The 25,849-nt window shown below is 71.1% G+C and carries 26 protein-coding genes and 1 tRNA gene; 17 read left to right on the forward strand and 10 right to left on the reverse strand.

Going from position 1 to position 25,849, the window contains the following annotated elements:
* Positions 1-549 precede the first annotated feature (549 nt).
* The gene (locus ACZ4SF_RS18225; protein WP_468385110.1) at positions 550-828 is read left to right on the forward strand and encodes a hypothetical protein; all 279 of its coding nucleotides are present in this window, start codon (positions 550-552) and stop codon (positions 826-828) included.
* Between the two features lie 233 nt (positions 829-1,061).
* Positions 1,062-1,838, forward strand: a complete 777-nt coding sequence (locus tag ACZ4SF_RS18230) for a GAF and ANTAR domain-containing protein (protein ID WP_468385112.1) — start codon at positions 1,062-1,064, stop codon at positions 1,836-1,838.
* A gap of 145 nt (positions 1,839-1,983) precedes the next feature.
* Here the strand turns inward: ACZ4SF_RS18230 and ACZ4SF_RS18235 are convergent, their stop codons facing one another.
* The 3 genes from ACZ4SF_RS18235 to phoU all read right to left on the reverse strand — a co-directional run bounded on the left by ACZ4SF_RS18235 (position 1,984) and on the right by phoU (position 3,446).
* A complete protein-coding gene (locus ACZ4SF_RS18235) occupies positions 1,984-2,232 on the reverse strand; it encodes an SCO4226 family nickel-binding protein (RefSeq protein ID WP_468385114.1) in 249 nt (82 codons plus the stop codon).
* A gap of 250 nt (positions 2,233-2,482) precedes the next feature.
* Positions 2,483-2,638: a hypothetical protein gene (locus tag ACZ4SF_RS18240; RefSeq protein WP_201833051.1), complete on the reverse strand. Its 156-nt coding sequence runs from the start codon at positions 2,636-2,638 to the stop codon at positions 2,483-2,485.
* A 118-nt stretch (positions 2,639-2,756) separates the two neighbouring features.
* On the reverse strand, positions 2,757-3,446 hold the full coding sequence (gene phoU / locus ACZ4SF_RS18245) for a phosphate signaling complex protein PhoU (RefSeq protein WP_468385118.1): 690 nt from the start codon (positions 3,444-3,446) through the stop codon (positions 2,757-2,759).
* A 238-nt stretch (positions 3,447-3,684) separates the two neighbouring features.
* Between phoU and phoR the strand changes: the two genes are divergently transcribed.
* Both phoR and phoP read left to right on the forward strand, forming a co-directional pair.
* Positions 3,685-4,935, forward strand: a complete 1,251-nt coding sequence (phoR, locus tag ACZ4SF_RS18250) for a two-component system sensor histidine kinase PhoR (protein WP_468385121.1) — start codon at positions 3,685-3,687, stop codon at positions 4,933-4,935.
* On the forward strand, positions 4,932-5,612 hold the full coding sequence (phoP, locus tag ACZ4SF_RS18255) for a two-component system response regulator PhoP (RefSeq protein ID WP_014673455.1): 681 nt from the start codon (positions 4,932-4,934) through the stop codon (positions 5,610-5,612). The genes phoR and phoP overlap by 4 nt, the downstream gene beginning before the upstream one ends.
* Positions 5,613-5,690: 78 nt before the next feature.
* Here the strand turns inward: phoP and ACZ4SF_RS18260 are convergent, their stop codons facing one another.
* Positions 5,691-6,359: a copper chaperone PCu(A)C domain-containing protein gene (locus ACZ4SF_RS18260; RefSeq protein ID WP_468385124.1), complete on the reverse strand. Its 669-nt coding sequence runs from the start codon at positions 6,357-6,359 to the stop codon at positions 5,691-5,693.
* Positions 6,360-6,975: 616 nt separating this feature from the next.
* Here ACZ4SF_RS18260 and ACZ4SF_RS18265 point away from each other — a divergent pair.
* The 7 genes from ACZ4SF_RS18265 to ACZ4SF_RS18295 all read left to right on the forward strand — a co-directional run bounded on the left by ACZ4SF_RS18265 (position 6,976) and on the right by ACZ4SF_RS18295 (position 13,796).
* On the forward strand, positions 6,976-7,458 hold the full coding sequence (locus ACZ4SF_RS18265) for a CarD family transcriptional regulator (protein ID WP_003953493.1): 483 nt from the start codon (positions 6,976-6,978) through the stop codon (positions 7,456-7,458).
* A gap of 300 nt (positions 7,459-7,758) precedes the next feature.
* Positions 7,759-8,514 carry a 2-C-methyl-D-erythritol 4-phosphate cytidylyltransferase gene (ispD, locus tag ACZ4SF_RS18270; protein ID WP_468385127.1) on the forward strand — a complete coding sequence of 252 codons (756 nt, stop codon included), beginning with the start codon at positions 7,759-7,761 and terminating at the stop codon, positions 8,512-8,514.
* Positions 8,504-9,001: a 2-C-methyl-D-erythritol 2,4-cyclodiphosphate synthase gene (gene ispF / locus ACZ4SF_RS18275; RefSeq protein ID WP_468385130.1), complete on the forward strand. Its 498-nt coding sequence runs from the start codon at positions 8,504-8,506 to the stop codon at positions 8,999-9,001. The genes ispD and ispF overlap by 11 nt, the downstream gene beginning before the upstream one ends.
* 57 nt (positions 9,002-9,058) lie before the next feature.
* Positions 9,059-9,463 (forward strand): PPOX class F420-dependent oxidoreductase, encoded by a 405-nt coding sequence (locus ACZ4SF_RS18280; RefSeq protein WP_468385132.1) that lies wholly within the window; start codon positions 9,059-9,061, stop codon positions 9,461-9,463.
* Between the two features lie 72 nt (positions 9,464-9,535).
* On the forward strand, positions 9,536-10,936 hold the full coding sequence (cysS, locus tag ACZ4SF_RS18285; protein WP_468385134.1) for a cysteine--tRNA ligase: 1,401 nt from the start codon (positions 9,536-9,538) through the stop codon (positions 10,934-10,936).
* 88 nt (positions 10,937-11,024) lie between these two features.
* The gene (gene rlmB, locus ACZ4SF_RS18290; protein WP_468385137.1) at positions 11,025-11,966 is read left to right on the forward strand and encodes a 23S rRNA (guanosine(2251)-2'-O)-methyltransferase RlmB; all 942 of its coding nucleotides are present in this window, start codon (positions 11,025-11,027) and stop codon (positions 11,964-11,966) included.
* 150 nt (positions 11,967-12,116) lie between these two features.
* Positions 12,117-13,796 (forward strand): DoxX family protein, encoded by a 1,680-nt coding sequence (locus ACZ4SF_RS18295; protein WP_468385140.1) that lies wholly within the window; start codon positions 12,117-12,119, stop codon positions 13,794-13,796.
* Between the two features lie 201 nt (positions 13,797-13,997).
* Here the strand turns inward: ACZ4SF_RS18295 and ACZ4SF_RS18300 are convergent, their stop codons facing one another.
* The 3 genes from ACZ4SF_RS18300 to ACZ4SF_RS18310 all read right to left on the reverse strand — a co-directional run bounded on the left by ACZ4SF_RS18300 (position 13,998) and on the right by ACZ4SF_RS18310 (position 16,621).
* Positions 13,998-14,729 (reverse strand): nucleotidyltransferase family protein, encoded by a 732-nt coding sequence (locus ACZ4SF_RS18300; protein WP_468385143.1) that lies wholly within the window; start codon positions 14,727-14,729, stop codon positions 13,998-14,000.
* 99 nt (positions 14,730-14,828) lie between these two features.
* Complete coding sequence (locus ACZ4SF_RS18305; protein WP_468385145.1) at positions 14,829-15,290, reverse strand: hypothetical protein; 462 nt, start codon at positions 15,288-15,290, stop codon at positions 14,829-14,831.
* Between the two features lie 194 nt (positions 15,291-15,484).
* A complete protein-coding gene (locus ACZ4SF_RS18310; protein WP_468385148.1) occupies positions 15,485-16,621 on the reverse strand; it encodes an ABC transporter ATP-binding protein in 1,137 nt (378 codons plus the stop codon).
* 220 nt (positions 16,622-16,841) lie between these two features.
* Between ACZ4SF_RS18310 and ACZ4SF_RS18315 the strand changes: the two genes are divergently transcribed.
* The 4 genes from ACZ4SF_RS18315 (at position 16,842) to ACZ4SF_RS18330 (ending at position 19,745) form a co-directional block, all read left to right on the forward strand.
* Positions 16,842-16,918 (forward strand) — tRNA-Thr (locus tag ACZ4SF_RS18315).
* Between the two features lie 128 nt (positions 16,919-17,046).
* On the forward strand, positions 17,047-17,700 hold the full coding sequence (locus ACZ4SF_RS18320) for a rhomboid-like protein (RefSeq protein WP_468385150.1): 654 nt from the start codon (positions 17,047-17,049) through the stop codon (positions 17,698-17,700).
* Between the two features lie 10 nt (positions 17,701-17,710).
* Entirely contained in the window at positions 17,711-19,117 is a 1,407-nt protein-coding gene (locus tag ACZ4SF_RS18325; protein WP_468385153.1) for an NAD(P)/FAD-dependent oxidoreductase, read from the forward strand.
* Between the two features lie 145 nt (positions 19,118-19,262).
* Positions 19,263-19,745: a GNAT family N-acetyltransferase gene (locus ACZ4SF_RS18330; protein WP_468385154.1), complete on the forward strand. Its 483-nt coding sequence runs from the start codon at positions 19,263-19,265 to the stop codon at positions 19,743-19,745.
* Between the two features lie 147 nt (positions 19,746-19,892).
* Here ACZ4SF_RS18330 and ACZ4SF_RS18335 read toward each other — a convergent pair whose 3' ends face one another.
* Positions 19,893-20,864: a zinc-binding dehydrogenase gene (locus tag ACZ4SF_RS18335; RefSeq protein WP_468385157.1), complete on the reverse strand. Its 972-nt coding sequence runs from the start codon at positions 20,862-20,864 to the stop codon at positions 19,893-19,895.
* A gap of 403 nt (positions 20,865-21,267) precedes the next feature.
* Here ACZ4SF_RS18335 and ACZ4SF_RS18340 point away from each other — a divergent pair, with 403 nt between their 5' ends.
* A complete protein-coding gene (locus ACZ4SF_RS18340; RefSeq protein WP_468385160.1) occupies positions 21,268-21,960 on the forward strand; it encodes a pentapeptide repeat-containing protein in 693 nt (230 codons plus the stop codon).
* A 184-nt stretch (positions 21,961-22,144) separates the two neighbouring features.
* Here ACZ4SF_RS18340 and ACZ4SF_RS18345 read toward each other — a convergent pair whose 3' ends face one another.
* Entirely contained in the window at positions 22,145-22,645 is a 501-nt protein-coding gene (locus ACZ4SF_RS18345) for a hypothetical protein (protein ID WP_468385162.1), read from the reverse strand.
* A 71-nt stretch (positions 22,646-22,716) separates the two neighbouring features.
* On the opposite strand from ACZ4SF_RS18345, the gene ACZ4SF_RS18350 reads away from it, so the two are divergent.
* On the forward strand, positions 22,717-24,108 hold the full coding sequence (locus tag ACZ4SF_RS18350) for a M1 family metallopeptidase (RefSeq protein ID WP_468385165.1): 1,392 nt from the start codon (positions 22,717-22,719) through the stop codon (positions 24,106-24,108).
* Positions 24,109-24,144: 36 nt separating this feature from the next.
* Here the strand turns inward: ACZ4SF_RS18350 and ACZ4SF_RS18355 are convergent, their stop codons facing one another.
* The gene (locus ACZ4SF_RS18355) at positions 24,145-25,698 is read right to left on the reverse strand and encodes a M4 family metallopeptidase (protein ID WP_468385957.1); all 1,554 of its coding nucleotides are present in this window, start codon (positions 25,696-25,698) and stop codon (positions 24,145-24,147) included.
* Between the last annotated feature and the right edge of the window lie 151 nt (positions 25,699-25,849).

Raw genomic sequence — 25,849 nt, forward strand, 5'->3', positions numbered from 1 at the left:
CCCAGCCGGACCGGGCGGCCAGGCGGACGGCGTGGCGCGGGTGGGCGGCCACCTCAGTTCTTGCTCAGGAGATCCGCGGAAGCTGCGCCTCCGCCATGGTCCCGCCCTACGGTCACCGTGTCCGACCGTCTCCGGAGCGAGCCTGGGGAGAAGATGTCACTGGAATCCTTTCCTGCGAAGCAGCGCCGCAGGTATCGCCTGGCGGCCGGCCCGGCCGCCAGGCGCCGGCTGTTCAGGCCAGCGGTGGTGCTCGCCGCTGTCGCCGCGCTCGCCGTCGGTTGCGGCGGCAACGGCGGTGACGGCGGTGACGGCGGCGCCTCGACGAACGCCCGCCGCACGTCCGGCTCTTCAACCCCTCCGGTCCCGTCGTTCCCTTCGGTCGCTTCTTCCCCTTCAGTCAGTTCTCCTCCCTCGCCCAACTCGCCCAACTCGCCTCCCTCTGCTCCCTCTTCCGCCGCTTCCCCCTCGTCTCCTTCGTCGCCCTCTCCTCGCGCCGAGCACGTCCCCGGCGAATCCGTCACCGAGGCACCGGTCCTGCCGGACGGCACGGTGGTCGCCCAGGCGGTGAACGTCGGCGGCAACCGGGAGATGGACCTGGAAGGCGGCCTGAGAACCGGAACGTTGACGGTGGCGGTGAACTGCGAGGGCGCCGGGAAGCTGACCGTCCGGATCGAACCGGTCGGGCTGAGTTTTCCGGTGACGTGCGTCGCCGGGGAGGTCGGCAGCATCGAGAACCGGCTGGAGGTGGAACGAGCCCGACCACGAGGAACGGTGAGTGTGACGGCACCCTCCGGCGTCCGGTGGGCCATCACCGTCGGCCGTCGGTGACACGCCGTACAAGCGGAGGAACGGTGAGTGTGACGGCACCCTCCGGCGTCCGGTGGGCCATCACCGTCGGCCGTCGGTGACACGCCGTACAAGCGATCGGCTTCGCCCGCGTACTTCTCCCATGCTGGGAACCCGGTAGCAGGAACGGGTCGGTGATGTCCGTCCGGTCCGGGGGACGGACGGGATCACTGGTGGATCATGTCGGATGTGCGTATGCCGCGGGGGTGATGCGGATGCCGCCCGAGGAGCCCCGGGCGTCGGCCGGCCGTGGCGGGCCGCCGGACGCGGAGCGCCTGCGGGTCACCGAGGCGCTGGCCGCTGCCGCGCGCGGTGCCGGCGATCCGCAAGCGGTGCCCGGCGCGCTGTGCGAGGCGTGCGCCCGGCTGCTGCCGGTCGCCGGCTCGTCGGTGTCGATCTCCGGCGGCAAGGGTGTCCGGGTCACCTGGTGCGCCAGCGACCGGGTGGCCGCCCGGCTGGCGGAGCTGCAGTACACCGTGGGCGACGGCCCCTGTCAGACCGCTCTCGACCAGGGCGCCCCGGTCATCGCGGCCGACCTCACCCAGGGCCCCGACGTCCGCCGCTGGCCGATCTTCGCGCACGAGGCGGTGGGCCTCGGCGTCCGCGCGGTGTTCTCGCTGCCGCTCGGCGTCAACGGCGCCGCGATCGGCACGCTCGACCTGTACAGCGAACAGACCGGCGGGCTCGCGGAGCCGGATCTGCGCACCGCGCTGTGGGTGCGCGACGCGGTCACCTACGCGCTGGCGGACCTCCAGGCAGCCGAGGCCGGGGAGAGCGGTCAGGACGCCGAGAACGAGGTGGCGTCCTGGGTGGCGGCCTCCGAGGCCGACCACACCGAGGTCTACCAGGCGGTGGGCATGGTGATGGTGCAGGTGGACGCGGACCCCGAGCAGGCCCTGGACCGGCTCCGGGGCCGGGCGTTCGCCGACGGCCGCACGGTCAGCCAGGTGGCCCGGGACGTCCTGGCCCGCCGGCTGAGCTTCCAGCCGTAGGCCTTCGGCGGCGATCCGGGGGAGTCCGGCGCGCTGGACCGCATCGCCCGGGAGGACGGAGCCCGGTGGACCGGCACCGGACTGCCACGCTCCACAGCGTCCTGGAGGATCTGCACCGGCGCGCACGGGCGTCCTGAGGCCGTTCTCAGACCTCCAGCGGTACCGGGTGCACCTCGTCGGCCCGGTGTCCGGCGCGTTCGTGGATGCGCTGGACGGCCTCGGCGGAGGGAGCCTCGGAGAGGCAGTAGACGATTCCGGACTCCGGGTCCGCCCATGCGCGCTCGAAGTGCACGCTCTCGTCCTTCTCGATGGCGAGGTCGGCCCGGTGCGCCTCCATCAGCTGATCGGCCGTGACGCCCTTCATCCCGCGGTGTACGTCCATGAACTTCGGCATGGCCTCACGCCTCCTTCCCCTTGCCACTGCTCACGTCCATGCTGCGCCCGGCGGCCGGGACGGGCATCCTGTACCGCCTCAGGGCGGCATCAGCCGCCGCCTCCGGACGGCATCAGCTGCCGCCTCCGGTACCACCTCCGGACGGCATCAGCTGCCGCATCCGGTACCGACTCCGGTACGGCATCCGGACCGCCTCCGGTACGGCGAAGGGCCGGTGCGAAGCGAGTTCGCACCGGCCCCCGGTCGTCGTTCAGCCGCACTGGCAGGGGTTGCCCGACTGGCACCCGCAGCTGCATCCCGAGCCGCAGCCGCAGGCGCCGAACAGCGGAAGGCTCCTGGTCTCGGCGGGCTGCTCGGTGTCGCGCTCCTGCGTGGGGTCGGGGGTGGTGCCGGGGGATTCGGCCATGGGTCCCTCCTAGACGCTGGGGCAGGGCTGCCCTCGCCCATTTCATGCCCGTTCTGCCGGGCGCATCAACGGCGCACGGAGGCGCCGGGCCGTGGAGCCCCTGGCTCCCCCGGGAGGGTTACGCGCCCTCGACCCCGGTCACCGGCTGGATGTCCTGCTGCAGCTCGTCCGCGTGCTCGCCGGTGACCAGGTAGACGACGCGCTTGGCGACGGCCACGGCGTGGTCGGCGTACCGCTCGTAGTAGCGGCCCAGCAGGGTGACGTCCACGGCCGTCTCGATGCCGTGCTTCCAGCGATCGTCGATCAGGTGCTGGAAGAGGGTGCGGTGCAGCAGGTCCATCTCGTCGTCGTCCTGCTCCAGCTGGAGCGCGAGGTCGACGTCCTTCGTGATGATCACCTCGGCGGCCTTGGCCATCAGGCGCTGCGCGAGCTGGCCCATCTCCAGGATGGTGGCGTGCAGGTCCTGCGGCACGGCCCGCGACGGGAAGCGAAGACGGGCCAGCTTCGCCACGTGCTGGGCGAGGTCGCCGGAGCGCTCCAGGTCGGCGGACATGCGCAGCGAGGTGACGACTATCCGCAGATCCGTCGCCACCGGCTGCTGACGGGCCAGCAGGGCTATCGCCCGGGCCTCCAGGTCGTGCTGGAGTTCATCGACCTTCTGGTCGGCCTCGATCACGTTCTCGGCGAGCTTCAGGTCGGCGTCGAGCATGGCGGTCGTGGCGCGCCCGATCGCCGATCCGACCAGCCGGGCCATCTCCACCAGTCCGTCGCCGATCGAGTCCAGTTCCTCGTGGTACGCGTCCCGCATCAGGGTTCCCTCTCGTGCGTCATCGTTCGGGGGTTCCGGGGGCCGTCACTTCACGCGTGCGCCCCGTGGCGAAACCGGCGGTACGAACCCCATGCTCCCAACGTGTGCCCCGTACGCGTCTGTTTCCGCCACCCCAAATGAACCGGTACTGGCTCCAAGGTGAACTCTGGGCGACGAGTGTTGGAGGTCGCACCTCGACGGCTGTGGTCATGTCGTACCGCATGCCTAACCTGGATGCATGGACGTGAACGCGGCGGTCGCCGCAGCGGCAGCGATCGCCGGGGTGCTCACCGGTGTCATCGCCATGCTGGCGTTCCGCTGGAGCGAACGCGACCAGAAGCGACCCACCAGGACTTCCTTGCACATCGATCCCGTACTCCCGCCCGGCGTGGACACCGTGCTGTCGGTGCTGCGCTCCTCCGCCGTCGTCCTCGACGAGGCCGACGCCGTCGTCAAGGCCAGCTCCGCCGCGTACGCCCTCGGGCTGGTCCGCGGCGGCAAACTCGCCATCGAACCCATGCTGCAGATGGCCCGGGACACCAGACGGGACGGTGAGATACGTCAGGTCGAGCTGGACCTGCCCCGGCGGGGCACCGGACGCGGCGAGGCACTCGCCGTCTCCGCACGCGTGGCCCCGCTCGGCTCCCGCCTGGTCCTGCTGCTGGTCGAGGACCTGACGGAGGCCCGCCGCATCGAGGCCGTACGCCGCGACTTCGTCGCGAACGTGAGCCACGAGCTGAAGACCCCGGTCGGCGCGCTCTCGCTGCTCTCCGAGGCCGTCATGGATGCCTCCGACGACCCCGAGGCCGTGCAGCGCTTCGCGGGCCGGATGCAGATCGAGGCGACCCGGCTGACCAATCTGGTCCAGGAACTGATCGACCTCTCGCGGGTGCAGAACGACGACCCGTTGGAGGACGCCGAGCCCGTCCGCGTGGACGAGCTGGTCGCCGAGGCCATCGACCGCTGCCGCCACCAGGCGGGCACGAAGCAGATCACGATGGCCGCGGGCGGCACGGCGGACCTGCACGTCTGGGGCAACCGCGGGCAGCTGGCCGCCGCCCTCGGCAACCTGGTCGAGAACGCCGTCAACTACTCCCCGGCCCGCACCCGCGTCGGCATAGCCGCCCGCCGGGTGTCCGCGCCCGGCGGCGACATGATCGAGCTGGCCGTGACCGACCAGGGCATCGGCATCTCGGAGAAGGACAAGGAACGCGTCTTCGAGCGCTTCTACCGTGTCGATCCGGCCCGCTCCCGGGCCACCGGTGGCACCGGTCTGGGTCTCGCGATCGTCAAGCACGTGGTCGCCTCGCACGGCGGGGAGGTCACGGTCTGGAGCGCCGAAGGCCAGGGCTCCACCTTCACTCTCAGGCTGCCGGAGGCGGGCGCGGCCCGCGACCGCGCCGGGCAGCATCCCGGCCTCGATGACGAGGCCGGACCCCAGGAAACATCCGCGTACGAACCGCTTCCCGCCCCGGAGGTCCTTCCGTGACCCGAGTGCTCGTCGTCGAGGACGAGGAGTCCTTCTCCGACGCCCTGTCGTACATGCTCCGCAAGGAGGGCTTCGAAGTCGCCGTGGCGGCGACCGGCCCCGACGGACTGGACGAGTTCGAGCGCAACGGCGCCGACCTGGTCCTCCTCGACCTCATGCTGCCGGGCCTGCCCGGCACCGAGGTCTGCCGTCAGCTGCGCGGCCGCTCCAACGTCCCCGTGATCATGGTGACCGCGAAGGACAGCGAGATCGACAAGGTCGTCGGTCTCGAAATAGGAGCCGATGACTACGTCACCAAGCCGTTCTCCTCGCGCGAGCTGGTGGCCCGCATCCGCGCGGTGCTGCGCCGCCGCGGCGAGCCGGAAGAGGTCACCCCGGCCGCCCTGGAGGCCGGCCCGGTCCGCATGGACGTCGACCGCCACGTGGTCACCGTCGGCGGCTCCAAGGTCGACCTCCCGCTGAAGGAGTTCGACCTCCTGGAGATGCTCCTGCGCAACGCGGGCCGCGTCCTCACCCGCATGCAGCTCATCGACCGCGTCTGGGGCGCCGACTACGTGGGCGACACCAAGACCCTCGACGTCCACGTCAAGCGCCTGCGCGCCAAGATCGAACCGGACCCCGGGGCGCCGCGGTACCTGGTGACGGTGCGGGGTCTGGGGTACAAGTTCGAGCCGTAGACCGTCGGCGGTCCGGTTCGCGTACGACGAAGGGCGGCACCCCGTTGCGGGGGTGCCGCCCTCGTGCGTGCGGCTGGGTCAGTGGCCGGCGGCCGACTGGGAGGCCGAGTCGCTCGGGGTGGCGGCCGGCCCGGTGGGGGTGCCGGACGGGCTGCTCTCGTCGCCCTGCTCCGGCTTGCCGCTGCGGGAGGCCGAGGCGCCCGGGGCGCCGGAGGCGGGAGCCGAGGCGGACGGGATCTCCGACGGGCCCCACGTGCCGAAGTAGCTGGTGGCCGGGACCACGAAGGCCGGCAGGCTCACCTTGCCGGTCTTGCTGAAGGTGAAGGTGACCTTCTGGGCGTTGCCGTCCTGGACCGACTCACGCCCGTTGGGGATCACCGCGGAGGCGTTGTTCTTGCCGCCGATGACCAGGGAACCGTGGGCCGGGACGGTCAGGCTCTGGCCCTTGGAGGGGGTCAGCTTGACGGTCTCGCCGGAGCCCGGGATGGCGATCGACTGGAGCGTCTGGTCGGTGTCACCCGTGTTGAAGAGGGTCGCGGCGACCGCGGCCGGCCCCGTCGACTTCAGGTCGGGCTGGGTGATGACCACGGCGTTCTGGATCTTGATGTCACCGACGCTGGTCGCCGCGTTGTCCGGCTTGATCTCCAGGGTCTGTGCGTTGTTGCCGGCGCCACAGGCGGCGAGCGAGGCGATCGAGAAGACGATGGCGGAGGCGGCGAGGGCGCCGCGTCGAAGGCTGCTGCTCACGGCGGCGGCAACTCCTTGAACGCGCGGGCGGCTCCCCTAATAAAGCCACCCTAAGTGTCTGTCAGCGGCCTTAGGTTACCGAGCCGTTCCGGCGCCACTGCACCCGACCCTCCCCCAGGCCCCGGCCTTCCCTCCAGGTGGGGGTACCGCACAGGCCGCACGTGACTCCACGGTCACATTGCGGGGCCGCTCGTCCTTCATTCACATAACGCGACGGTGAGCCTCTCTCAACACCCCTCGAAAATTTTCCGTGAAGGAATGCGCGGACGGCCGGATATTGATCACCGGAGCACCCTGCCGGGCCCCGTTGATCAATTCCGGATTCGTCTCACATCCGTCCCGGGTCACCGAACGGAGTAGCGGAAGTCGTACGCTTGGAACGAGACAAATCGGGACGTTCGGCCGCTCGGGGTGGCCTCGCAGGGCCTGTGACGTACATGTTTCGCCGCGCCCGGACAGCCCCTCCGACCTGCGAATACCCGGTTCCGCAGACTCCCCGCAGCACGTTCCGGTTGCTGTTGTCAAGCCCCGAGATATGCCCTGACCTGCGAAAACGCCATTCAGAAGACGCCGTATCCGTGTTACCCTGGATAGCCACGGAAGGGGTACCTGTCACATGACGTTCAAGGTTGGCGACACCGTGGTCTATCCCCATCACGGGGCCGCGCTGATCGAGGCCATCGAAACTCGCCAGATCAAAGGCGTGGACAAGACCTACTTGGTGCTGAAGGTCGCCCAGGGTGACCTGACGGTACGTGTGCCAGCGGACAATGCGGAGTTCGTCGGCGTGCGTGATGTGGTCGGTCAGGACGGGCTGGACCGGGTCTTCGAGGTGCTGCGCGCGCCGTACGCCGAGGAGCCCACGAACTGGTCCCGTCGCTACAAGGCAAATCTGGAGAAGCTCGCCTCCGGCGATGTCATCAAGGTCGCGGAAGTCGTGCGTGACCTGTGGCGTCGCGAGCGCGAGCGCGGACTCTCCGCCGGTGAGAAGCGCATGCTCGCCAAGGCCCGCCAGATCCTGGTGAGCGAGCTTGCTCTCGCCGAGAACACGAACGAGGACAAGGCAGAGGCTCTGCTCGACGAGGTGCTCGCCTCCTGACGCGCAGCGGCAGCGAGTTTTCGCTTCCGGCACGCTCAGCACAGTGAAATGCCGCGGTGCCCGATGACACATTCTGTCGCCGGGCGCTGCGGCATGTTCGTTCCCGGGAAACCCCCGCGCCGGTACGGGATGCCGGAAAGCCTCCCGTACCCCTTCGGGGAAACCCCCCGATACTTGATGTGCCGGGCCCGGGCTGATGGCTCGACCAGGGTCACGGAAAGGGTCCGGTCAAGGCGTCGCGCCCGGCACTCCTCCAGGCCATACCCACGTAGGTCGAGCACACAAACCTGACAGGAACCGATGTCTGACGAATCGCGCCCCCAACCCGCGCAGACCCCCGTCGCCGCCGTGATTCCCGCCGCCGGCCGGGGCGTGCGCCTAGGTCCGGGCGCCCCCAAGGCGCTCCGCGCGCTGAACGGCACCCCCATGCTCATCCACGCGGTCCGCGCCCTCGCCGCGTCCCGCCATGTCTCCCTGGTGGTCGTAGTGGCCCCGCCGGAGGGAGCCGCCGAGGTCAAGTCGCTGCTCGACGCGCACGCGCTGCCCGACCGCACCGACTTCCTGGTCGTCCCCGGCGGGGAGACCCGGCAGGAATCGGTCAGGCTCGGCCTGGACGCGCTGCCGCCGGAGCACGGGATCGTCCTGGTCCACGACGCGGCCCGGCCGCTCGTGCCGGTCGACACCGTCGACGCCGTCATCGAGGCCGTATACGCCGGAGCCCCCGCCGTGGTGCCCGCGCTGCCGCTCGCGGACACCGTCAAGGAGGTCGAGCCCGCGGCCGGAGCCGCCGGTGAGCCCGAGCCGGTCGTCGCCACGCCCGACCGGGCCCGGCTGCGGGCCGTGCAGACCCCGCAGGGCTTCGACCGCGCGACTCTGGTCCGTGCCCACGAGACCGTCACCGGCGACGTCACCGACGACGCGAGCATGGTGGAACGGCTGGGGCTGACGGTCGTGGCCGTCCCCGGCCACGAGGAGGCCTTCAAGGTCACCCGCCCGCTCGACCTTGTCCTCGCCGAGGCGGTCCTGGCCCGCAGGAGGCTGAACGATGGCTTCTGAGGTCCCCTTCGTCCTGCCCCAGGTCGGCATCGGCACCGACATCCATGCCTTCGAGGAGGGCCGCGAACTGTGGTGCGCGGGCCTGAAGTGGGAGGGCGAGGGCCCCGGCCTGGCCGGCCACTCCGACGCCGACGTCGTCGCCCACGCGGCCTGCAACGCGCTGTTCTCCGCCGCCGGGCTCGGTGACCTGGGCCGGCACTTCGGCACCGGCCGCCCCGAGTGGTCCGGCGCCTCCGGGGTCACGCTGCTCACCGAGGCCGCCCGGATCGTGCGCGAGGCCGGCTTCGCCGTCGGCAACATCGCCGTCCAGGTCGTCGGACCCCGCCCGAAGATCGGCAAGCGGCGCGACGAGGCCCAGAAGATCCTCTCGGAAGCGGCGGGCGCGCCCGTCTCGGTGTCCGGCGCGACGACCGACGGCCTCGGCTTCCCGGGCCGTGAGGAAGGACTCATGGCGGTGGCCACGGCGCTCGTCGTGCGGGTGAGCTGACGGCGTGCGAGGGTACCCGCAGGACCGCCAGTGACCCCTGGAATCCGGAGGGTGCCCATGTCCGCCGTACTGTCCGACCGCCTGAAGTCCGTGCTCGACGGCAAGGTGTTCATCGTCGTCGGCACCATCCAGCCCGACGGCAGCCCGCAGATGTCCCCGGTCTGGGTGAAGCGCGACGGCGACACCCTGCTGTTCTCCACCACGGTCGACCGGCGCAAGTACAAGAACCTCCGCAACGACCCCCGTGTGACGGTCGTCGTCATGAACCCCGAGCAGCCCTACGAGTACGCCGAGATCCGCGGCACCGTGGAGACGACCACCGAGGGTGGCCAGGACCTCATCGACGAGCTGAGCGTGAAGTACACCGGCAAGAAGTACGCCGACTTCAACCCGGCTTCCGCGCAGGACGCCGACCGGGCGGTCGTGCGGGTCCTGCCGCGCAAGGTGGTCGGCCTGCTCTGAGCGGGCTCCTGGCACGGGGGAATCCTTGCCGGTGGGCGCATGGCACTGCCCGGCGCCCACTACTCTGGAGTGGTGACCATTCGCCTGTACGACACCAGCGCCCGGCAGATCCGTGACTTCGCCCCGCTCAAGCCGGGTTGTGTCTCGATCTACCTGTGTGGCGCCACCGTGCAGGCGGCACCCCATATCGGCCACATCCGCTCGGGCCTCAACTTCGACATCATGCGCCGCTGGTTCGAGTACCGCGGCTACCAGGTGACGTTCGTCCGCAACGTCACCGACATCGACGACAAGATCATCGCCAAGAGCCACGAGCAGAACCGCCCCTGGTGGTCGATCGGGTACGAGAACGAGCGCGCCTTCAACGAGGGCTACACCGCCCTCGGCTGCCTCCCGCCCACGTACGAGCCCCGCGCCACCGGCCACATCACCGAGATGGTCGAGATGATGCAGGGCCTCATCGAGCGCGGGCACGCCTACGCGGCCGACGGCAACGTCTACTTCGACGTACGGTCCTACCCGCAGTACCTGGAGCTGTCGCGCCAGGAGCTGGACAACCTGCGCCAGCCGTCCGGCGAGGGTGAGACCGGCAAGCGGGACGCACGCGACTTCGCCATGTGGAAGTCCGCCAAGCCCGGCGAGCCCACCTGGCCGACCCCGTGGGGACCCGGCCGGCCCGGCTGGCACCTGGAGTGCTCGGCGATGGCCCACAAGTACCTGGGCTCCGCCTTCGACGTCCACGGCGGCGGCCTCGACCTGATCTTCCCGCACCACGAGAACGAGATCGCCCAGGCCAAGGCCTACGGCGACGACTTCGCCCGGTACTGGGTGCACAACGCCTGGGTCACCATGGCCGGCGACAAGATGTCCAAGTCGCTCGGCAACAGCGTCCTGGTCACCGACATGGTCAAGCGGTGGCGGCCGATCGTGCTCCGGTACTACCTGGGCACGCCGCACTACCGCTCGATGATCGAGTACAGCGAGGAGTCGCTGCGCGAGGCCGAGTCCGCGTTCGCGCGGATCGAGGGCTTCGTCCAGCGCGTCACCGAGCTGGTCGGGGAGACCGTCGAGCCGGCCGCCGACGTCCCGCCCGCCTTCGCCGAGGCGATGGACGACGACCTGGGCGTCCCGCAGGCGCTCGCCGTCGTGCACACCACCGTCCGGCAGGGCAACAGCGCACTCGCCGCCGACGACAAGGAAGCCGCCGTCGCCCGGCTCGCCGAGGTCCGGGCCATGCTCGGCGTCCTCGGCCTCGACCCGCTCGACCCGCACTGGGCCGGCGAGACCGACCGGGGCGAGGATCTGCACGGCGTGGTCGACAGCCTGGTCCGGCTCGTCCTCGAGCAGCGCGAGTCCGCCCGCGCCCGCAAGGACTGGGCCACCGCCGACGCCATCCGCGACCAGCTGGCCCAGGCCGGTCTGGTCATCGAGGACAGCCCGCAGGGGCCGCGCTGGAGCCTCGGCGCCCGCTGACCCCTTGCTTGATCGACTGTGCCGCCCGGCCCGCCGGGCGGCACACTGCATAAGACGTATGTACGACGCTCACGGAGACGAGTAACTGATGGCCGCGAACAACCGCCGCATGTCCGGCAAGAAGGGCGCGCAGGTCGGCAGCGGCGGCAAACGGCGCCGTGGCCTTGAGGGCAAGGGCCCGACCCCGCCCGCCGAGATGCGCAAGGGACACGCCAAGCAGCGCGCCGCCGCTGCCAAGTCCCGCCGCGCGCAGGGCCGCACGCAGCAGCGCAGGGGCGGCGGCAAGTCCGCCTCCGAGCTGGTCGTCGGCCGCAACCCGGTCGTCGAGGCGCTCCGCGAGGGCGTGCCCGCCTCGACGCTCTACGTCCAGCAGTTCATCGACAACGACGAGCGCGTCCGCGAGGCCCTCCAGCTCGCCGCCGAGCGGGGCGGCATCAACCTGATGGAGGCCCCGCGTCCCGAGCTGGACCGCATGACGAACGGCCTCAACCACCAGGGCCTGGTCCTGCAGGTCCCGCCGTACGAGTACGCGCACCCCGAGGACCTGCTCGACGCGGCGGCCGACGAGGGAGAGGACCCGCTGGTCGTCGCCCTGGACGGGGTCACCGACCCGCGCAACCTCGGCGCGGTCGTCCGCTCGGTCTCGGCCTTCGGCGGCCACGGAGTGGTCGTCCCCGAGCGGCGCTCGGCCGGCATGACCGCCGGCGCCTGGAAGACCTCCGCCGGTACGGCCGCCCGTACCCCGGTCGCCCGCGCCACCAACCTCACCCGCATGCTGGAGTCCTACAAGAAGGCCGGCGTCACGGTGGTCGGCCTCGCGGCGGACGGCGAGGTCGAACTCGGTGATCTGCAGGCCCTGGAGGGGCCGGTCGTCATCGTGGTCGGCAGCGAGGGCAAGGGCCTGTCCCGCCTGGTCGGCGAGACCTGCGACTTCCGGGTCCGCATTGCGATGCCGGGCGGTGCGGAGTCGCTGAACGCGGGTGTGGCTGCGGGGATCGTCCTGTACGAGACCGCGCGCAGGCGGAGCTGAACAACGGTCCGGACGGGCTCGAATACCCGTCCGGAAGTTCACCCTTGCGGGGTAATTTTGGCGTCCATGTGGCGTTCGGTGCGGCTTTGACGGGGTCCAGACACATCCGCCCGGTCAGGGCAGTGTCCTAACGCCACGTCACTCGGTTAGATGAGTGTGGACACCAGAACACCCCGCACACCCACGGGGGACCGCTCGTCGGGATTCGACGACGCTCCCGCGCTGAGCATGGTGAAGGTGCCGAGCGATCCGGCGCAGGTCATCGTCAATCACGCCAGCTTCCGCGTGCAGCTCGGCACGTCGGTGAAGCGCACCCAATCCCAGCGGATCGCCCGGCATCTGAGCGCCGGCCAGGACACCGCCCGGAAGCCCGTCGTGGGTACGGCGGGCCGGGCGGGCGCCGCCGGCCGCCGCCGCCCCGTCGTGTGGAGCGGCAAGTCCGCCCCCGACGACACCGGAGCCCACCGCCTCCTCCAGGCCGTGCGGGGCAGCAGCGTCCGCTACGCCGACGAGCCCGAGGCCGGTGCCACCCAGGTCATCCCGCGCGTCCAGACGGGCTACGCCGACGCCTACGACACACTGGACCAGACCGTCGAGACCCCCCTCGTCGGCCACCAGCGCACCGCACCCGACGCCGACGGCACCCGTCTCCTGCCGCACATGCGCACGGTGACCGGCGCCTACGACGACCCGCCCTACCCGGACACCGGCTACGAGCCGTACGACGGCGAGCCGTACGACGACTACCAGGACCCGGCCGACACCGACGACGACAGCCCGCGCCCCGCCAAGCGTCACGGCGACGACCCGGCCCGGCACGCGTACTACCCCGGCCGCCGGCTGAACCTCGGAGTCGTCCTCCTCCCGCTGCGCATCTTCCTCGGCTTCATCTCCATCTATGCCGGCATGGGCAAGCTGTGCGACCCCGTCTACTTCGACGGCGGCAAACGCGGCTCGATGGTCACCTGGCTCAACACGCTCCACCCCTGGGACGTCGCCGAGCCGCTGCGCCAGTTCGCCCTGCACCACCCGGTCGGCTCCGGCCTGGTGATCGCCTTCCTCCAGGTGGTCGTCGGCGTCCTGACCATCCTCGGATGCTGGCAGCGCGTGGCCGCCGTCGTCGGCGTCCTGCTCTCGGCCGCACTGATCGTCACCGTCAGCTGGAAGACCGTCCCGGTCTACGACGCCCCCGACATCATCTACCTGGCCGCCTGGTCCCCGCTGATCATCGCCGGCGCCCCCGTCTACTCCATCGACGGCCGCCTCGCGGGCAGCGCCTGGCGCCGGCTCGGCCCCCGCTCCGACATCTGGGAACTGCGCCGGTACGTGCTGCGCCGCGGCGCCCTGATCACGGCCGTCACCGTCGGTCTGACCCTCCTCATCGGCTCCCTGCTGGGCGGCGCGGTGCGCGACTCCAGCCGCGTGGTCGTCCCCGGCCCCGGCGAGGCCCCCCGCAACCAGCTCCCCGGCTCCCCCTTCCCGCAGGAGCCCGGCAAGCGGCACAAGAAGACCCCGGCGGCCTCCAGCACTCCGACGGGCGGAGCCACGGCCGGCGCGGTGCCCTCCGGGGCGGCGACGACGCCGGGTGCCGGCCACAGCACCGGCGCCACCGTCACGACGCCCAGCCAGACCCAGGGCACCACGGGCCAGGTCCCGCCCCGCCCGACCTCGCCCGCCACGGGCGGCGCCCCCAGCACCACGGCGGGGCCGACCAGCACGGGCGGCAGCAGCACCTCCGGCGGCTCCACGTCGACGGGCGGCACCAGCACCTCCGGCGGCGGCACGTCCTCAGGCGGCCAGCCCGGCCTGGTGGGCGGCCTGCTGGGCTGACCCGACCAGCAGGAAAGGGCCCCGTACCACTGGCGGTACGGGGCCCTTTCGGTGCGGCGCGTGTGTGCCGTGTCAGGGGCGCGCCGGCGTGGCGCACAGGTGCTGAGTCAGGGGCGCGGCGGCCTGGTGCACATGTGCCGGGTCAGGGGCGCGGGGAACTGCGCGACCAGCTCCCACCGGCCGTCGGCCGGAGCGCCGCCGTCACCGGCCCAGCGCCGCCAATTCCTTCGCGGCCTCCGTCAGATCCTTGGCCGTGTCGATGGCCCGCCAGTACGCCCCCTGCGGAATGGGGAAACCGGCCAGCTTCTTCTCCCGGGCCAGCCGGGGAAACGTCGTCCGCTCATGGTCCCCCCGCTCGGGGAGCAGTCCGGCGAACTCGGGCGAGAAGACGTACACACCCGCGTTGATCTCGAACGTCGACGGCGGAGCCTCGATGAAGTCGGTGATGTGCCCGAACCCGTCGGTCTTCACCGCGCCCCACGGAATACGCGGACGAGCCAGAGCCAGGGTCGCGACAGCGTCCCGCTCCGCGTGGAAGTCGGCCATGTCCCGCAGGGAGAACCGCGTCCAGATGTCCCCGTTCGTGGCGTACCAGGGCCGGTCGGGGTGCGGCAGATGCGCGGCGGCGTACCGCAGGCCGCCTCCGCGGCCGAGCGGCTCGGACTCCACGACAGTGGTGACGGAGACGGGCAGGTCGGCCGAGTCGAGCCACTTCTGCAGGACCTCGGCGAGGTGGCCGCAGGAGACCACCACGTCCGTCACGCCTTCCTCGGCGAGCCAGATGAGCTGATGGCCGATGATCGGAGTCCCCGTGCCGGGGATCTCGACCATCGGCTTGGGCCGGTCGTCGGTGTACGGACGCAGCCGGGAGCCCTGGCCACCGGCCAGGACCACGGCTTGAGTGGGGCGCGACGCGGCGTTCGGATGGGTCATGACCGCACTGTACGTGGCGCCCCCGCACCGCGTGCCGGTGGCAGCGGACTCCTCGGGCAGGTGTTACCCACTTCCCACCGGAAGCGGGCCGTACCGCAATCAGCTGTGCGCCGCGAGGACACCCGAGGCGAAGGCCGTGTCGCAGACCGGGCGGGCGTACGACTGGGCACGCGAGGCGCCGTAGATGCGCACCGCGGCCTTGCCGAGGGCGCGGGCGATCGAGCCGCAGTGCTGCGCCAGCGACGGGTGTCCGTTGACCGCCTGCTGGAGGTGGGTGAGGACGACCCCGGGGTTCTGGTCCTGGAGTTCGGTCATCAGCTGGTCACGGAGCACGTCCTGCGGAGCCTGGGCGGCCTCCGCGGCGTGAACCTTCGCCGCGGAGACGTCGGAGGCGGCCAGCACCGAGCCGGACGGGCTTCCCGTCCAGTTGACCCGGGTGACCGCGAGGGTCCCGGAGAGAACCAGGACGACGGGCAGGACGAGGGCGAGAGTGCGGCCGATCCGGCGGGCCGGACCGCCCCGGTGGCCGCGGCGCGTCTGTGGGGTGGTGGAGTGCTTCACGCGTGTGAGGGTAGCGCCCAGTAATGATTTGGAGACATTGAGTCACCCTTATGGGGGATGAGATGGCGCCGCTTTCTGGGTAGAGGGTTGACGCACCTCGCCCGAAATGATCCCTCTGCCGGGGTATCCGCACCCCACGCGAAGGGCCCCGCGGACTGACCGCGAGGCCCTGCGACGTGGTTGCGATGCGAGCGTCAGTCAGACAGCCGCTCGCCCGTGGAGGTGGAGAACACATGGGTCTCGCCCGGCCGCGGCACGACGTGCAGCGTGGAGCCCTTCTCCGGCACCTGACGGCCGTTGACCCGGACGACCAGGTCCTTCATCTCGCCGCCGACCTCCGCGGTGCCGTACACATAGCCGTCTGCGCCCAGCTCCTCGACGACGTTCACGGAGACGGCGAGACCGGCCGGCGCGTCCGCGGTGTCCTTGGACAGGGTCGCGGCGACGCCGCCGCCCAGCTCGACCACGTCGAAGTGCTCCGGGCGGACGCCGACGGTCACCGTACGGTCACCCTTGTCGGCGGCGGCCGTCAGCGCCTCGCGGTTGACGGGCACGACGCTGTTGCCGAACTTCACACCGCCGTCGGCGATCGGCACCTCGACCAGGTTCATGGCGGGAGAGCCGATGAAGCCGGCGACGAAGAGGTTGGCGGGCCTGTCGTACATGTTCCGCGGCGAGTCGACCTGCTGCAGGAGGCCGTCCTTGAGCACGGCCACCCGGTCACCCATCGTCATGGCCTCGACCTGGTCGTGGGTGACGTAGACGGTGGTGATGCCGAGGCGGCGCTGCAGGGACGCGATCTGCGTACGCGTCGACACACGGAGCTTGGCGTCCAGGTTGGACAGCGGCTCGTCCATGAGGAAGACCTGCGGCTCACGCACGATCGCGCGGCCCATGGCGACACGCTGGCGCTGACCGCCGGAGAGCGCCTTCGGCTTGCGGTCCAGGTACTCGGTGAGGTCGAGGATCTTCGCGGCCTCCTCGACCTTCTGCCGGATCTCCGCCTTGTTGACGCCGGCGATCTTGAGCGCGAAGCCCATGTTGTCGGCGACCGTCATGTGCGGGTAGAGCGCGTAGTTCTGGAACACCATGGCGATGTCCCGGTCCTTGGGCGGCAGGTGCGTGACATCGCGGTCACCGATGCGGATGGCTCCGCCGTCGACGTCCTCCAGGCCCGCGAGCATCCGCAGCGAGGTGGACTTTCCGCAACCCGACGGGCCGACCAGGACGAGGAACTCGCCGTCCTCGATCGCGATGTCGAGCTGGTCGACGGCGGGCTTGGTGGAACCCGGGTAGATCCGGGTCGCCTTGTCGAACGTGACAGTGGCCATGGTGAATGGGCCCCCTTCTACCGGCAGGAACGTGCCGGACGATCCGTTGTAGGAAGGTGGTTGGTGTAGTCCACCGGAGTGAACTGGGTCAGGACGGTACCTGCCGTTCACCTGCTCTGTCAGTACCTGGACCCCTGTGAACTTCGCGGAAATTTTCGACAGGCCCCCGCTGGGACGTGGGTACACTGCACAGGCACGTGGGCTTCACGCGCGCGTGCAGGCCTCCTTAGCTCAGCTGGTCAGAGCGCCGCTCTTGTAAAGCGAAGGTCGTCGGTTCGAATCCGACAGGGGGCTCCATCAGCCCAGGTGGGACCTGCTCCTGCCTGGGCTTTTCCATGTCAGGCGGCGGGCGATCCCCGCCGGGCCGCGGTTCGCCGGGAATGTCGATCACGGGTCGGACGATGCGGGCGTGCGTGAATCGGCTCATGCGAATCCAGCGGGGCCCGAGCGGGGTGTGGGCGTACGTCCGTGGTGCTCCCGGCACGTATGTGTGGCTCGGGATCCTGTTCGTCACGACGGTCGCCCTGCACCGCATGTCGCCGGAGTTCGAGGCGCACTTCCTGCGGCACCGGTCGACGAACATCCACGAGCTGTCGCGCAGCCCTGTGCGGGTGCTGGTGACGAGCGCGATGTGGATCGGGGGCGGGCACTGGGTGCCGTACGCGTTTCTGTACACGGTGTTCCATGCGCCGGCGGAGCGCTGGCTGGGTACGGCTCGCTGGCTGGCGGTCTGCGTGCCGGCGCACGTCCTGGCCTCGTTGATCAGCGAGGGGGTGCTGCTGAAGGCGATCCAGGACGGCATGGCCCCGCCTTCGGCGGTCGACACGCTGGACATCGGTGTGAGTTATGCGCTGGCCGGGGTGATCGCCGTGCTCGCCTACCGGCTCGCGGTGCCCTGGCGGTACGGGTATCTGGCGGCGGTGCTGCTCGTCTTCGGGTTGCCGTTGACGGAGGGGCCGACCTTCACCGACTTCGGGCACTTCGTCGCCGTGCTGCTCGGTCTTGCCTGTTATCCGCTGGTCAGGGGCCGGGGAAAAGCATGGAATCCGAAGGAGACACTGGCCGGGCTCAGGGGTTAACGTCCCGGCCATGAGCAGCTCGGCAAGCAGTGTCGTCAACGGTGGTGTCTCGTTCTGGTACGCGGACGACGGTCTCCCGGCGGTGCGGGAGCCGCTGTCCGGGGATGCGACGGCCGATGTCGTCATCGTCGGCGGCGGGTACACGGGCCTGTGGACGGCGTACTACCTGAAGAAGGCGGCGCCGTTTCTGCGGATCACCGTGCTGGAGCAGAAGTTCTGCGGGTACGGCGCCTCCGGCCGCAACGGCGGCTGGCTGTACAACGGGATCGCGGGCCGGGACCGGTACGCGAAGCTGCACGGTCACGAGGCCGCCGTACGGCTGCAGAAGGCGATGAACGACACGGTGGCCGAGGTGATCGCGGTCGCCGAGGCCGAGGGCATCGACGCCGATGTGCACCGGGGCGGGGTGCTCGAAGTGGCGACCACCCCGGCGCAGTTGGCGCGGTTGAAGGCGTTCCACGAGCACGAGCTGGCGTTCGGTGAGAAGGACCGGGAGTTGTACGGGGCCCGGGAGACGGCCGAGCGGGTCCGGATCGCGGACGCGGTCGGTTCGACCTGGACTCCGCATGGGGCGCGGCTGCATCCGGTGAAGCTGGTGAAGGGGCTCGCGGCGGTCGTGGAGGCGCTCGGGGTGACCGTCCACGAGTCGACGCCGGTGACGGAGATCCGTCCCAAGCATGCGGTCACCCCGTACGGCACCGTCCGCGCGCCGTACGTCCTGCGCTGTACGGAGGGTTTCACCGCGTCCCTGAAGGGCCAGAAGCGGACCTGGCTGCCGATGAACTCTTCGATGATCGCCACGGAGCCGCTCAGCGAGGCGCAGTGGGCGGCGATCGGCTGGGCGGGCCGGGAGACCCTCGGTGACATGGCGCACGCGTACATGTATGCGCAGCGGACGGCCGACGGCCGGATCGCGTTGGGCGGGCGCGGCGTGCCGTACCGCTTCGGCTCGCGCACGGACAACGACGGCCGTACGCAGCAGGCGACCGTCGAGGCGTTGCGGGAGATCCTGACCCGTTTCTTCCCGTCGCTGGCGGGTGTCCGGGTCGAGTACGCCTGGTCGGGTGTCCTCGGTGTTCCGCGCGACTGGTGTGCGACGGTCACGCTGGACCGCTCCACGGGCCTCGGCTGGGCCGGCGGCTACGTCGGTTCCGGTGTCGCCACGACGAATCTGGCCGCCCGGACCCTGCGTGACCTCGTTCAGCAGGACTCCGGGCAGGGTGGCCGGACCGGGCTGACGGATCTGCCGTGGGTGAACCACAAGGTCCGCAAGTGGGAGCCGGAGCCCTTCCGCTGGCTGGGTGTGCACGGCATGTACGCCACCTACCGTGCCGCCGACGAGCGCGAGCGCCGGTACCCGGGTACGGAGTCCTCGCGTCTGGCGAAGGTGGCGGACCGGGTGGCCGGGCGGCACTGAGGCGTCAGGGGCCGGATCGCGTACAGACTCGCGCTCGGTGGTGAGCGTGCCCATGTGGCCGGTCGTCGGTTGGGCCGGGCGATACCGGGTGTGGGGGAGCGGAAACCGGGTGATGGGGGAGAGGGGGCGCGGCTACCCTCCCCCCATGATTCGCACCGCGACCTCCGCCGACGTCCCCGTCATCCACACCCTGATACGCGAGCTGGCCGAGTACGAGAAGGCGCCGGAGGAGGCGCGGGCGACCGAGGAGCAGTTGCGGGAGGCGCTGTTCGGGGAGCGGCCGGCGGCCTTCGCACACATGGCGGTGGACGACGACAGCGGTGAGCCGGTCGGGTTCGCGCTGTGGTTCCTGAACTTCTCCACGTGGCGCGGGGTGCACGGGATCTATCTGGAGGACCTGTACGTCCGCCCGGTCGCGCGCGGCGGCGGGCACGGGCGGGCGCTGCTGACGGAGTTGGCGCGGATCTGCGTGGAGCGCGGATACGAGCGGCTGGAGTGGTCGGTGCTGAACTGGAACCAGCCCGCGATCGGCTTCTACGAGGCGCTGGGTGCCCGTGCGCAGGACGAGTGGACGGTGTACCGCCTCACGGACGGGGCCCTGGACAAGCTCGCGGGGGCGGCCCGCTGACAGCCGGCCGCCCCTGGCAGAGTGGGCCCGGTGGCTCAGCCCGGCCGTGTGCTCAGCCCGGCTGTGTGGGGCTGTGTGCTCGGCCTGGTCGTGGCCTGGTAGCTCGCCTCGGCCGTGTTGTCGCGCCGGCCGTGTGACTCCGATGTCTCACGGCTCCAATACCACCTTTCCGATCGTGCCGCGCTGTTCCAGGGACCGGTGCGCGGCTGCTGCCTGCGCGAGTGGGAAGCGGGTGATCGCCGGGCGCAGCCGGCCCCGGGCGGCCTCGTCGAGGGCCCGTAGCTCCAGTGCGCGCAGACCGCCCGCCTTCCGCAGCATCGCCGGGCCCAGGACGGACTCCGAGACGCCCTCGACGAAATGACCCCGGCCCGCTCCGATGCCCTCGGCCGACCAGCCGAAGACGAGGTGCCGGCCGCCGGGGCCGAGCAGGGCGACGGCCTCCCGGGCGACCGCGCCGGCGACGCCGTCGTAGACGATCGTGGCCGTCCGGCCGCCGAGGTGGGCGCGGACCTCGGCGGGCCAGCCGGGGTCGGAGTAGTCGACGGCGAGGTCGGCGCCCTCCGTCCGTACCCGGGCCGTCTTCTCGGGGCCGCCCGCCAGCCCGATCACGGTCGCTCCGGCGTTCTTGGCGTACTGCACGAGGAGGGTGCCGATGCCGCCCGCCGCAGCCGGTACGACCACCACGTCGTCCGGTCCCGGTTCGGCGAACTGAACGATGCCCAGCGCCGTTCGCCCGGTGCCGATCATGGCGACGGCCGTGGCGAAGTCCAGGTGCTGCGGCAGCTCGTGGAGGCGTTCCGCCCCGGTGACGGCGCGTTCCGCGTATCCGCCGGGCACGGTCCCCAGGTGGGCCACCACCCGTCTGCCGAGCCAGCTGTCGTCGACGTCGTCGCCGAGCGCGTCCACCACCCCTGCGACCTCCCGGCCGGGCACCGTCGGCAGTCCGGGCAGCTCGGGCAGCGGGCCCTGGTGGCCCTCCCGCAGGGCGGCGTCGAGCAGGTGCACCCCGGCGGCGGCGACGGCGATCCGTACCTGGCCGGGGCCCGGCACCGGATCGGCGACCTCCTCGTACGTCAGGTTCTCGGCCGGGCCGAAGGCGTGCAGACGGACGGCGTGCATGGGACCCCCCAGGTCGGACGGCTTGGTACAGCGGCTTTCCGTGTGTCCGAGCCTCCGGCCTCAAGTGTGCTTGAGGTCAAGTGCGGGCCGGTCGAGGATCAGGGAGTCGGCCGAGACCCGCTGTCGGGCGAAGCCGCTGTCGCTGGCCGCTGTCGCTGGCCGCTGTTGGTGCCGGTGCCGGTGCCGGTGCCTGTGCCTGTGCCTGTGCCTGTGACGGTGCCGGTGACTTGGTGCATGGGGTGTCGCAGGGGTCGGTTCGCCTGGTGCGGGGTGCGGGGTGCGGGGTGCGGGGTGCGGGGTGCGGGGTGCGGGGTTACGACGGCTTGGGCTCCGCGGAATCGGACATTACGGTGTTTTCCCAGCTCGGGAGCCGTTGTCAGTGGTGAGGTGCAGCATGGGGGGCATGGTGAGGCGAGCGACGGGGAGCCGGTCGGCGGGCCGGCAGACGGTGAAGGGTGCGCGACGGCCGGAGGTGCGGCTGCCGGCTGTGGAACCCTGGGCCGGCGGGGAGTTGGAGCCGGACGGCGACTATGACGGGCTGGAGTTCCGGGACCTGGACCTGGCCGGGCAGGACGGGGCGGGTGCCCGGTTCATGGACTGCTCGCTGGCGGGCTGCGCGGTGGACGAGACGGCGCTGGGCCGGGCGCGTGTGCTGGACTCGGTGCTGACCGGGCTGCGCGGGGTGGGCACGCAGCTCGCCGAGTCCACGTTCCGGGACGTCGAGGTGGTCGACCCGCGGCTGGGCGGCACCCAGCTGCACGGCGCCGTGCTGGAGCGGGTCGTGATCCGGGGCGGGAAGATCGACTGTCTGAATCTGCGCGAGGCCCGGCTCAGGGACGTCGTGTTCGAGGCCTGTGTCCTGGTCGAACCGGACTTCGCCGGTGCGCGCCTGGAACGCGTGGAGTTCGTCGACTGCGCGCTGAAGGGCGCGGATTTCGGCGGTGCGACCTTGAAGGACGTGGATCTCCGCGGTGCCGCCCCGCTGGAGATCGTGCGTGGCCTGGACCGCCTGTCCGGAGCGGTCGTCAGCACGGCCCAGCTGCTGGACCTGGCGCCGGTGCTGGCGGGGGAGCTGGGAATTGGGGTGGAGGGCTGAGGGGATGGGCGGTCTCCACGGGACCGTGCTGGTGGCCCGGCCGTTCGCGGAGACGCTCCGGCCTGCACGAGGACGGGCAGGGACCTCATCCGGGTCGGCAGACGTCACGTGGGCGGGCAGGGACCTCCCCCGGGCCGGCAGACGTCACGTGGACCGGTAGGGCGTCACTCGGGGTGGCAGGGGCTCATGGCAGCCGGGGGAAGCGGGCCTGCAGGGTCCAGATCGCCGGGTTCTCCGCCAGGTCGTCGTGGAGGTCGGTGAGGTCGGCGACGAGGTCGTGGAGGAAGTCGCGGGCCTCGCGGCGGAGCGCGGTGTGGGAGAAGGTCAGCGGGGCCTCTTCGGCCGGCTGCCAGTCCGAGGTGATGTCGACCCAGCCGAAGCGGCGCTCGAAGAGCATCCGGTCGGTGGACTCGGTGAAGTCCAGCTCTGCCCGCTGCGGCCGGGCGGCGCGGGAGCCCATCGGGTCGCGGTCCAGTCGTTCCACGATGTCGCACAGTGCCCATGCGAAGTCCAGCACCGGCACCCATCCCCAGGCTGTGGACAGTTCCCGGTCCGTGTCGGTGTCGGCGAGGTAGACGTCCCCGCAGAACAGGTCGTGCCGCAGCGCGTGGACGTCAGCGCGGCGGTAGTCGGTCTGCGGCGGGTCCGGGAACCGGTTGGAGAGGGCATAGCCGATGTCGAGCACGCAGCAGATGGTGTCACGCCGGTTCACCGGACCCTGCCGGCGGTGCGTGCCGCCCACCTAAGATCACTGACATGTCCAGATCTGCGCGCCTTGTCCCGGCCGTCGCGGCCACCGTCGCCCTCGCCCTCATAGGCACCGCATGCGACGGCGGCGTTCGGGGCACCCCGGGTGGCTCGGGCGTACGCGACCCGTACTTCCCGAAGGCCGGCAACGGGGGCTACGACGTCGCCCACTACGCGCTCACCCTGGACTACACCCCGGCGGGCCGCCGTCTCACCGGCACGGCGGTCATCACCGCCCGGGCCACCCAGGACCTGTCGGCGTTCGATCTCGACCTCGCCGGACTGCACGTCGACTCGGTCACCGTCGAGGGCGAGGACGCCCGCTGGAACCGCACCGGCCAGGAACTCACCGTCCGCCCGCACGACGACCTCCGCAAGGGCGAGACCTTCCGCACGACCGTCCGCTACTCGGGCACCCCGCGGACCCTCACCGATCCCGACGGTGCCGAGGAGGGCTGGCTGCCCACCGCCGACGGTGCCCTCGCCCTCGGTGAACCGGTCGGCGCGATGGCCTGGTTCCCCGGTGACCACCATCCTTCGGACAAGGCCGCCTACGACATCACCGTCAGCGTCCCGAAGGGCCTCCAGGCCGTCTCCAACGGCGAGTTGACGGACCGGACCGACAAGGGCGGCCGTACGGCCTACCACTGGCACACCGCGCAGCCCATGGCGAGCTACGCCGCCACGGTCGCCATCGGTCACTACGACATCACCCGCACCACCGGCCCGCACGGTCTGCCCGTGCTCACCGCGGTCGACCCGGAGCAGGCCGGGGCGAGCGCGAAGGTCCTCGCGAAGATCCCGGCGATCCTCGACTGGGAGGAGACCAACTTCGGGCCGTACCCGTTCTCCTCCAGCGGCGCGATCGTCGACCGTCCCAAGGACGCCGGCTACGCCCTGGAGACCCAGAACCGTCCGGTGTTCCCGGGCGCTCCGGAGACCTCCACCCTCGTCCACGAACTCGCGCACCAGTGGTACGGCGACTCGGTCACCCCGGAGTCCTGGCGGGACATGTGGCTCAACGAGGGCTTCGCGACCTACGCGGAGTGGCTGTACGAGGAGGACCACGGCGGCCAGAGCGTGCAGCGGACCTTCACCGACCACTACGAGGACGACGACGAGGACGTCTGGGCCTTCCCGCCGGCGAAGCCGTCCGGCGCCGCGCACATCTCCGGCAGCCCGGTCTACGTGCGCGGCGCGATGGTCCTGCAGAAGATCCGCCAGAAGACCGGCGACGACACCTTCTACGACATCATCCAGGGCTGGGCCGCCGCCCACCGCCACGGCACCGTGAGCACCGCCGACTTCACCGCGTTCGTGGAGAAGAAGGCCCCGGACGAGGACTTCTCCGGGATCTGGAAGGACTGGCTGTACGGGGACGGCAGGCCGGCCCGCCCGTGACGGGCGGACCGGCCTGCCGTACTGCGGTGCGGGGTGTTACTTGACGTTGACGGCGGTCCAGGCCGCCGCCACCGCGTTGTACTCCGCGCTGCCCGAGCCGTACAGGTCGGCCGCGGCCTTGAGGGTGCCGGTCCGGGCGCCCGCGTAGTCCGTGGAGGAGGTGAAGTACGTGGTGAGGGCCTTGTACCAGATCTGGTCGGCCTTGGCCCGGCCGATGCCGGTGACCGTGGAGCCGTTGTAGGTGGGGGAGTTGTAGGACACCCCGTTGATGGTCTTCGCGCCGCTGCCCTCGGACAGCAGGTAGAAGAAGTGGTTGGCGACACCGGACGAGTAGTGGACGTCCAGCCGGCCGACGGTGCGCGACCAGTAGTCGGCGGAGCCGCCGTCCTTGCTGGGCTTGTCCATGTAGCGCAGCGGGGTGCCGTCGCCGTTGATGTCGATCTTCTCGCCGATGAGGTAGTCGCCGGTGTCGGCGGAGTTGTTCGCGAAGAACTCCACCGAGGTGCCGAAGATGTCGGAGGTGGCCTCGTTCAGGCCGCCCGACTCGCGGCTGTACTTCAGGCCGGCGGTGGCCGCGGTCAGGCCGTGGCTCATCTCGTGGCCGGCGACGTCGAGCGAGGTGAGGGCGTTGCCCTCGCCGTCGCCGTACGTCATGCAGAAGCAGCTGTCGTTCCAGAAGGCGTTGACGTAGGCGTTGCCGTAGTGGACGCGGGAGTAGGCGGCCTTGCCGTCGCCCGCGATGCCGTTGCGGTTGAAGGCCGACTTGTAGAAGTCCCAGGTGACGGCGGCGCCGTAGGCGGCGTCGACGGCGGCGGTCTGGCGGTTGTTCACGGTGCCGTCGCCCCAGGCGTCGTCGGCGTCGTGGAAGAGGGCGCCGGTGCCGTTGGTGCCGCCGTTCAGGTCGTACGTCGTGTGACCGCCGCGGCCGCCGTCGACCAGGTCGTAGCCGCCGGAGGCGGAGGCGGTGGTGCCGAGCGGAACGGTGCCGCTGTACCGGCTGGTGCCCGTGCCGGTGTCGATGGCCTCGTACGCGTACAGCTTCTTGCCGGTCCGGGCGTCCGTGACGACGTGCAGCTCGCTCGGGGTGCCGTCGTGCTGGAGGCCCTTGACGACGGACTCGTAGGCGAGGACCGGCTTGGTGCCGGCCGCCCAGACGACCTTGCGGGAGGCCGAGGCGGTGGCCTTCGCGGTGCCTGCGGCCTTGAGGGCGGTCCTGCGTGCGCTTGCCGGGGAGACGTCCGCGGTGGTCGAGGGCACGGATATCCGGGCCCTGGCCGCCTTGCTGACGCCCTTGAGCGAGCCGTTCCTCGCCACGTGGGTGACCAGGTCGCCGCCGAGCACGGGCAGGCCGGCGTAGGTGCGCTCGTAGCGGGTGTGGACGGTGCCGTCCGCGTCCTTGACGACGTCCCGGACGAGCAGCTTCTCCTCGGCGCCGAGGCCGAGCCGGCGGGCGGCCGCACCGGCGTGCTCCTGGGCCGACGTCAGCGCGGCGGCGCGGGCCGGGGCGCTGAGCGCGACGGCCTCGGCGCCGGAGGGGTGCGGTGCGGGGGCGGCGGTCGCGTTCGTGTTCTGCAGTGCGAGGACGACCATCGCCGCCGAGCCGGCCAGCGCGGCGGCGCGCACGGCGGTCCTGCGGGGAGTACGGGAGGCGCCGGCGACGTGGGAGTGCTGTCTCACTCGATCTCCTTCTGGCTGGTCTCCGTGGGGTGGAGACACAGGTGGGTCACAGGGGATGCACAGG

The organism is Streptomyces sp. NPDC027663 (assembly GCF_055566415.1).